We start from the raw sequence: 7,411 nt of genomic DNA on the forward strand, positions 1-7,411 counted from the left end.
GGTTTCCGGGCCAAAACAGAGTCTCCAAACTCGTGAATAATAGCTCGAATTATAGCATATATGCGCTTAGGAAATACCCGGACGGAACACTAGCAGAGAAAATCGAGAAAAAGAACAGTGTGGAGTATAGGAGCCAATTTACCCCTCACGCTTTGCGCGTCAGCCTTATCACTGCCTACATTGTCGATGGCAGAGCGCCCATCACAGTAATCTCGAAGCTAGTTGGTCATGCATCGCTGGTGATGACGATTTACTACACGAAAGTGGGGGCCAGCAAAATGCGGATGGAGATGGCGGCGGCTGAAAAACGGGCACTTGAGCAGAGCCACCGCCGTTACGAAGACCTTATCATCCAAAAAAAAATCGAAGAGGCTCGCCCGGAGTTGATCGCTACAGATCGAGCCATTATGGATCAGTGTCTGACACCTGATTGGCCTTCTGGAGCCTTCCAGCTCATGAGCATAGGTATCTGCCCCATGAGCGGGACCAAGTGTAGCGAAGGTGGCCATACACTGGTTGAGCGGAAGACTGAAGCAATTTATTCGCCAGTTCCCAGTGGCTACCTCGGGTCTAGAAATTGTCCTCAATGCAGATTCTTCATCACGGGTCCGGCGTTTTTGGGAGGTTTGTCGGCCATTGCCAACGAAATCATTCTGGAGATCAACGTCACCCGCGAGGAATACCATGAACTAGAAGAAAAAAGGCAGATACTGGATGACGAGCGATATGATGCCGAGTCTTCAGGACAGTTTTTTGGCCAAGAGAGAACGCTGAAAAAGATCACCTCGGCGTATGAAGAGAGGGCCAAGAAGCTCGACATGCTTCTCACGGATCTGCAGCACTTATACCGGCTGATTTCGCAAGCTACCGAACTACTGATCAGCTCGGAGACAGGCCAGCACCAACTGATTGTTAGCGACAATTACGTGGAAATGGGGATGCATTTGGAGGAGCAAAGCAGCGAGTTCAGGTTGCTTGCCGAGGTTTGCGCTAATGCTGAAATTTACGAAAGTGCCAGCGCCTCCAGAGCACGTCCCTTGCTGAGTCAAATGCTCGATAAATTGGCGGATACCAATGGGATCGCTCCCGCGATATTCCGCCTGACAGAGGATCAGCAGCTCAAAGCTGCTAATCAGGTCGTTCGGCTGATTATGCAAGTGACACAAAATAACTGGCACGTTGCTGACCAGCTGATCAATGGCCAAATCACTCTGGAAGACCTCGCGGGGCCATTACAGTTAGGCGATGTGCGCCAAGAGATCGAGTCCGCCATGAATGCATCTTTGAAGTTTTCACTAGGAATTGAGAGCTGCAATGAGTGAACCAAAAGAGGTCTACGAGGCCGTTCTGGGACAATTGAAAAGTTCTCGTTCGAGGAAGTCCTTGGAGGCGATTCAGGCCGTGTGCAAGGAACATTACGAGTCTGGTGCGGTTGACTTCAAAGTCGCAACGATTGCGAAATTGGGCGCCAGCCGTGGCGTTCCGAGCAGCCAAACCATCCGAAACAAAACCGGGGCTGCCTACAGAGCGGTTATTGAGGCTTGGCAAGCGCTTGGAAACAAGAAAAAGAAAGCGATCAAAGCACAGACCACGCCTTCGGGAGAGTACGATTGGGTTGACGAAGTAAGCAATAAAACCCACCACTACCTCATACTCGATCTGATTTCGAAGGTCCGTAAATTGCGGGCCGAAAATAAAAGGTTTGCATCGATCAAGAAACTGGAAATTGATTATCGAGCCGATACTGAAGACACGCCTGAATCGCGTTTGCCGCGCTTGTTGAACCATGAGATTGATGCATTGAAAGACGCCATTTCTGAGGAATCCCTGAAAGTAAAGGGCTGGACTAAAACAGACCGTGGCAGCATCAAAGATCACACCGGAAAAATAATCTTTCGAAACGGCTTTGTAGATGGAATCGAGAAATTGCTGAGTCTGGATATTGGCCCATAAGCATAGCAGCGCTTTTAGCCAATGTTCATATAAAAAGGCTCGTTGCCGCGGTTAATGAATTGCATGCAACTAGCGACAACCAAAAACACCTTATCATCAAACAGTCGTTTGTTGAACGATCCGGCTCACCCCTTAAAGTTACCCGATTTCGGCTTGTTGGCAAGCCCCCGATATCCTAGACGCCTGACAGCTGCTTAAAATACTGCTGTTAGTGGCCAATTAAAGTGACCCACTACTGGCCATTAATTTTGACCCACCTCCGAGTGGCCGTCAGGCCACAGAACCAGCTACTGTCCCCCGCTTTTATCGATGGCCGGGGGCATGTCAGTGAAGGAGTGGGTTGTGATACACAAGATCAAGGCACTGCACGATAACGGTAAAGGACTGTCGATCCGCGCCATCAGCCAGGAACTGGGGTTATCCCGCAACACCGTACGCAAGTATCTGCGGATGGAGGAGAACGCGATCACAGAACAGATTGAAGATCCCTCACGCACCAAGCGCCTCGACGATCACCGGGATTACCTGGTGCATTTGCTCAAGCAATTTCCCAAGCTCAGCGCCGTCAAGATTGCCCGTAAGCTTCAGGCAAAGGTCGGCGACTTACCTGACCTGCACCCAACTTTCTAATCCATCCTGATCTTAGTAATGTTCATCACCAGAGAGGACGATGAACATGAAGAAGCGATTCACCGAAGAACAGATCATTCCCATTCTGAAGGAAGCCGAGGCTGGCCTTCCGGTCAAAGAGCTGTGCCGAAAGTACAACATCTCGGACGCAACCTTCTACACCTGGCGTAAGAAATACGGTGGTTTGGAGGTCTCTGAGGCCCGTCGTTTGAAGGCCCTGGAGGAAGAGAACGCCCGGCTCAAGAAGTTGCTGGCCGAGTCCATGCTGGACACAGAAGCTCTGAAGGCCGCCCTCAACCGAAAGTACTGACCGTCGGGAACAAGCGCGAGGCTGTGCGTACCATGCTGTCGGAGACGACGATATCCGAGCGCAAAGCCTGTTCACTCGTCGGGTTATCCCGCGCAACGATGCGGTATCAGTCTCAGCGTTCTCCAGAGGAGCGTGAACTGACAGAGCGCATCAAAGCCATTGCGTTCGAACGTCGCCGGTTCGGGTACCGGCGTGTTCATCAGTTGCTGCGTCGTGAGGGTGCTGAGGTGAATCACAAGAAGGTTTATCGACTTTACCGGGAAGCAGGCTTGGCCGTCCGCAAACGCAAGCGCCGTAAAGGGGTGATGGTCGAACGGCAGCCCTTGGTGCTGCCCGATGCACCAAACCATACGTGGTCCATGGATTTCGTGATGGATTCCCTGGCTAACGGCCGCAGGATCAAATGCCTGACGATCGTGGATGACTTCACGAAGGAATGCCTCGACATCCCCGTGGCCATGGGCATCTCGGGTGAACAGGTTGTCCGTACCCTGGATGGCATTGCGGCCTTCCGAGGCTATCCGAAAGCCGTTAGAACCGACCAGGGACCGGAATTCACTGGCAGAGCGCTCGATCAATGGGCCTACCGCCATGGCGTTGAACTGAAGCTAATTCAGCCAGGAAAGCCGATGCAGAATGGGTACGTTGAGAGCTTTAACGGCAAATTCCGGGATGAGTGTCTGAATGAACACTGGTTCCGGGATCTCGCCCACGCCCGGGACAAGATCAGCAACTGGCGCTTGGACTACAATGAGCAGCGACCGCATTCATCCTTGGGGTATCAGACACCTCTGGAGTTTGCCTCTGCTCTCAGACTTGGAAAAACTGATTCAAAAGTAACGGACATTACTAGGGAGCAGTTGGATTAAAGACTGGGGGCAGGTCAATGAAGGCATGCATCCGGTCATTGGCTGATTTTCGTGTAAGCCAGGCCCGGTAGGACTGTGAGGCCTTCACATAGTCGGCAATCACGCCGGGGAGGGCCCGGCGTTCTCTGCCTTTCAGCTTCTTCCGATGCCTTTTTTTCATCCACTGTTCCAGAACGGTGGCGAGTACCTGAGCTGGCTGCTCCACGATCCGATCGTTGAAATCGTTAATGGGGAAGGTAAATAGCTCAGGTGTCTGAAACCGGAAATCATAGACGTAGACTGCATGGCAGTCGAAAGGGTTAGAGCGCTCGAACTGGTTGAGGCTCCAACCGGTCGCTTCTAGGTGAGCTTTCGAAATTTCGAAATCAATTACTTGGTTTTCAGGAATGTCAGTCATGGTGAATCCGCTTTTGGTGTATTTTATTAACCTGTAAAGCAGATTTGAGCCACTTCAACGTTTCCTATTCACAGTTGTCACGACGGGTTTTAGAATGTTCTCTACGAGCAAGCATTTCTTCCCATGTGTCGGACCTATATGACGGTATTGAATTTTCAGCTGCGGTTTTAAGATTTAACTCTATATCTTGCTCCCACGCTTTAATTTGACCATCAGCGCATAAACTATCGACAGAATTTATAGCTTCTGTAAGTAATCTATGAATTGATGAATGCGCAATTCCTAGACCATGCTCCTCTGCAATGTTCTGCAATATTGAGTGAGTGGCCTGAATGGCTAGGGCGTGACCTATAATTTTCACATCTGACAAACCAGCTGGATCAAATTCTTCAAAGTACTTCATGTATTCATATGTTAATCCTTCTACTTCCTTGTAAATGTTGTCAGGATTCGATTTATTGGCTATCTCAGTATACATTTTGGCGGTTTCAATAATGTATTCATCATTGTGCATTTCGTAAATAGCGAATACCGCAAGATCTGCTTTTTGCAAAGGTGGTGGATCATACGAGTTAATCAGCTTTTGTGAGCAGTTTACCAAATATTGAATAGAGTTTTTAGGAAATTCATCATCTGAATCTATTTGTGAATATGATTCGTTAACAGTCATGCTCTTTATGATTCTAGGGCTTTTCAAAGCAGAAGCTGCCAATTCCCCTATAGTCTGATAAAGCTCTTCAACCTTTATGCTTCTCTTATCGAAGAAGGGGACGCAAGCAGAAGGTATCGGTTCGGTCTTAGCAGAACTGATAATTTGCCATACGATAGGAACTGGTATTGCAATTATGGCGACAATAACCGCAGCCCATTGAGCTTTAATTGAACCCCTCAAGTGTCTCCGAGTTGACTTATTCCAGAGCATCCCTGTCCCCTATCACGGTATCCAGTTTACTATAGCAAAATTGACTCTTTGACTGTTCGTTTTCAGGTTCTGACTCAGTTATTGCCAAAAAGGAGGTTTGTAATGTGCGGCTACATAAGGCGGGTCACAGACAGCCCTGAGGTCCAGGACATGCTCGATTCAATAGGCATGGGCCACCTGGCCATGAGCTTTTCTGGGGACGGGAGCACCGAACACTACTATCCAGCTTTCGGCGGCAACCCTGATAGGAAGATCCATAGCTTGATCGTTCCCGGAGAAGACGGGCCCAAGACGGTCGACGCAACCTGGTGGTTCGATTGCTCTGCAGCGGGAGACACTCTCAAGGTGGGAAACAGGACCACCTTCAAGAGTTACCAGAAAGGTTGATATTGTACCTTCGTATATCATGCTATACAGTTGTATAGTGTTGATGTATTCGACAGGTGATAGTGATGAAATCGGTTGCTTTAATGAGCGCTTCTGCACCGGAGCCACTGATCGGGATTCGGGTCGTCTCGCTCGCCTCCAACCTGCCAGGCCCCATCGCGGCCGCGCAACTGGCTAGCATGGGTGCACAGGTCACCAAAATTGAGCCCCCAGCTGGTGATCCGCTTGCTGCAGTGGCCCGAGCTTGGTACGACGAGCTTGTGGCTGATCAAGAGATCGTTGTCCTGGATCTCAAGCAGTCCGAACAGCGAGGCCGTCTTGATAATTACCTTGCAGATGCTGATGCCCTAATAACGGCCATGCGTCCGTCTGCGTTAAACCGTCTTGACCTGCACCGACTCTCCGAGACTCATCCTGCTCTGGTTCACGTCGAAATAGTCGGCCACGACGGAGATGCGGCTGAAGTTCCCGGGCACGATCTGACCTATCAGGCTGCACACGGCACGTTGTGCCCGCCGACCATGCCACTCGTTCCGGTGGCGGACTTGCTGGGAGCTGAGCGTGCGGTCTCTGCTGCGGTCGCGGGACTCCTGAGTCGAACGCGCGTTGGTAGGGGTGGCGGCTACAAGATAGTACTTGACCATGCCGCTCAGATGGCTGGTGCCGCAGTTCGCCACGGTCTGATGGGGCCTGCAACGCCTCTGGGAGGAGCGTTACCCACCTACCGCATTTATCCCACTTTGGACGGCTATGTCGCTCTCGGTGCGCTCGAGCCCCACTTTGCCGCCCGGGTTTCAGAGCATATCGGTCGTACGATTGAGGAGCTCGAGTCCACTTTCAAAACACGGACGACAAGCTACTGGGAAGCGATCGGTCGCGAACACGATATTCCTCTGGCCGAAGTCAAGACCCCTACCTCCGGAGTAACAAATGACTAATCGTGAAGCAGTCATCGTCGATGCCGTAAGAACCCCGGTCGGCAGACGTGGTGGAATACTGAGCCAATGGCATCCCGCCGACCTGCTCGGCTGCACTCTAAGATATCTTGTCGATCGCAGCGGAGTTGATCCATCCACAATCGACGACGTGATCGCTGGCTGCGTGCTGCAGCACGACCAACAGTCCTCCAACATCGCCCGCCACGCCGTGCTTTCCGCCGGCTTACCCGAGTCCGTGCCCGCAGTAACTGTGGACCGCCAATGTGGTTCCGGACAGCAGGCAGTCAGCTTTGCCGCCCATGGTGTCATGGCTGGCAGCTATGATCTGGTGATCGCAGGTGGGGTTGAATCGATGTCGCAGGTGACTATGCCGTCAGCATTTCAGCCAGGTGCGCCACTCGGCCCGCAGTACGGACCGCTTGAGCTGGAACGCTACGACGGTCGACTTATGGCACAGGGGCCAAGTTCCGAACTCATGAACGATCGCTTCGGGATTAGCCGCGAGGAACTTGATGCTTACAGCGTTCGAAGTCATGAGCGGGCTTTCGCTGCTACCAGGGCTGGTGCTTTTGTCAAACAGATGGTGCCAATCACCGCCGATCCCCAAGACCCCAACGGTCCATGTATTACCGCTGATGAGGGCATTCGCGAGCATCTCGATACGGAGAAGATAGCGGGCCTGAAGACGGTCTTTGCGAAAAATGGCCGCACGACGGCCGCGAACGCATCTCAGGTTAGCGACGGTGCGGCGGCACTACTAGTCGCTGATCGTGGATACGCTGAACAAAAAGGCCTCAAACCACGCGCCCGCTTTCGTGCTATGTCGGTCGCCGGTGCGGACCCCGTGATCCAGTTCACCGCCATACTTGAGGCTACCCACAAGGCACTAAAAATGGCGGGACTAAGCGCGGCGGACATTGATTTGTACGAGGTCAACGAGGCTTTTGCAGGCGTACCGCTGATGTTTCAGCGCGAATTCGATATTCCGGATGACAAGCTCAATGT

8 protein-coding genes and 1 pseudogene are annotated in these 7,411 nt (G+C 51.7%); 7 read left to right on the forward strand and 2 right to left on the reverse strand.

All coding sequences use genetic code 11. The features are described from left to right. The 4 genes and pseudogenes from BM036_RS05600 to BM036_RS05615 form a co-directional block, all read left to right on the forward strand. A partial coding sequence (locus BM036_RS05600; RefSeq protein ID WP_245742496.1) for a tyrosine-type recombinase/integrase occupies nucleotides 1-1,322 on the forward strand: 1,322 nt, incomplete at its 5' end. After that, nucleotides 1,315-1,953: a gamma-mobile-trio protein GmtX gene (gmtX, locus tag BM036_RS05605; protein ID WP_091849379.1), complete on the forward strand. Its 639-nt coding sequence runs from the start codon at nucleotides 1,315-1,317 to the stop codon at nucleotides 1,951-1,953. The genes BM036_RS05600 and gmtX, both read left to right, overlap by 8 nt. Before the next feature lie 342 nt (nucleotides 1,954-2,295). Then, nucleotides 2,296-2,562, forward strand: a pseudogene (locus BM036_RS20510) (helix-turn-helix domain-containing protein); the annotation flags it as partial. Between the two features lie 67 nt (nucleotides 2,563-2,629). Beyond that, nucleotides 2,630-3,762, forward strand: a protein-coding gene (locus tag BM036_RS05615) for an IS3 family transposase (protein ID WP_091849737.1) whose coding sequence is annotated in 2 segments (ribosomal slippage) — nucleotides 2,630-2,888 and nucleotides 2,888-3,762 — 1,134 coding nt in all. Because the reading frame shifts where the segments join, the coding sequence is not laid out codon by codon here. Here the strand turns inward: BM036_RS05615 and BM036_RS05620 are convergent. Further along, nucleotides 3,743-4,159, reverse strand: coding sequence for a hypothetical protein (locus BM036_RS05620; RefSeq protein WP_091849381.1), 417 nt, complete (start codon nucleotides 4,157-4,159; stop codon nucleotides 3,743-3,745). The genes BM036_RS05615 and BM036_RS05620 overlap by 20 nt on opposite strands. 64 nt (nucleotides 4,160-4,223) lie before the next feature. Continuing rightward, nucleotides 4,224-5,081 (reverse strand): hypothetical protein, encoded by an 858-nt coding sequence (locus tag BM036_RS19815; RefSeq protein WP_143066567.1) that lies wholly within the window; start codon nucleotides 5,079-5,081, stop codon nucleotides 4,224-4,226. A 102-nt stretch (nucleotides 5,082-5,183) separates the two neighbouring features. Here BM036_RS19815 and BM036_RS05625 point away from each other — a divergent pair, with 102 nt between their 5' ends. The 3 genes from BM036_RS05625 to BM036_RS05635 all read left to right on the forward strand — a co-directional run. Next, nucleotides 5,184-5,468 (forward strand): hypothetical protein, encoded by a 285-nt coding sequence (locus BM036_RS05625; RefSeq protein ID WP_091849382.1) that lies wholly within the window; start codon nucleotides 5,184-5,186, stop codon nucleotides 5,466-5,468. Nucleotides 5,469-5,533: 65 nt separating this feature from the next. Then, nucleotides 5,534-6,406, forward strand: a complete 873-nt coding sequence (locus BM036_RS05630) for a CoA transferase (RefSeq protein ID WP_218144778.1) — start codon at nucleotides 5,534-5,536, stop codon at nucleotides 6,404-6,406. Next, the coding region (locus BM036_RS05635; protein WP_091849739.1) for a thiolase family protein at nucleotides 6,399-7,411 on the forward strand (1,013 nt) is incomplete at its 3' end. The genes BM036_RS05630 and BM036_RS05635, both read left to right, overlap by 8 nt.

This window comes from Marinobacter segnicrescens, assembly GCF_900111555.1.
Lineage (GTDB): Bacteria > Pseudomonadota > Gammaproteobacteria > Pseudomonadales > Oleiphilaceae > Marinobacter > Marinobacter segnicrescens.

Excerpts from the sequence above, each read along its gene's own strand:
- gmtX (WP_091849379.1), top strand. The coding sequence starts at position 1,315 with ATGAGTGAACCAAAAGAGGTCTACGAGGCCGTTCTGGGACAATTGAAA.
- BM036_RS05620 (WP_091849381.1), bottom strand. The coding sequence starts at position 4,159 with ATGACTGACATTCCTGAAAACCAAGTAATTGATTTCGAAATTTCGAAA.
- BM036_RS19815 (WP_143066567.1), bottom strand. The coding sequence starts at position 5,081 with ATGCTCTGGAATAAGTCAACTCGGAGACACTTGAGGGGTTCAATTAAA.
- BM036_RS05625 (WP_091849382.1), top strand. The coding sequence starts at position 5,184 with ATGTGCGGCTACATAAGGCGGGTCACAGACAGCCCTGAGGTCCAGGAC.
- BM036_RS05630 (WP_218144778.1), top strand. The coding sequence starts at position 5,534 with ATGAAATCGGTTGCTTTAATGAGCGCTTCTGCACCGGAGCCACTGATC.